The sequence below is a fragment of the Bacillus pretiosus genome, assembly GCF_051294775.1.
GTDB classification, from domain to species: Bacteria; Bacillota; Bacilli; order Bacillales; family Bacillaceae_G; genus Bacillus_A; species Bacillus_A wiedmannii.
Genome location: NZ_JBPPHF010000544.1, coordinates 1 through 284, shown reverse-complemented (window position 1 = coordinate 284; position 284 = coordinate 1). Strand labels below are relative to the sequence as shown.

Sequence of the window (284 nt, the reverse complement as noted above, 5' to 3'; positions counted from 1 at the left end):
CTCCTTATGTGGAGCCTTTTTTTATTTTAAAAAATAGAGTGCAATTCGCTCTCTATTTTATACACCTATTCAAACGTAACTTCCACCTGTACAATCTCTGATCTACTTCCAAGTCTAAGCGGTGGTCCCCAGAATCCGAAACCAGAAGAAACAATCGCGTGGAATGCACCTTGTTGTGCGTATCCCCAGTCTAGTTCGTACATTCTTCTCGTTACAAAAAGAATCGGCGCCATTTGTCCGCGGTGCGTGTGGCCGGATAGTAGTAAATCGACGCCAGCCTCCGC

At 45.4% G+C, this 284-nt stretch carries 1 pseudogene; it reads right to left on the bottom strand.

The annotated features are described in order from the left end of the window. Positions 1–65: 65 nt before the first annotated feature. Positions 66–284: pseudogene (locus ACSG5Z_RS32095) on the bottom strand (metallophosphoesterase); the annotation flags it as partial.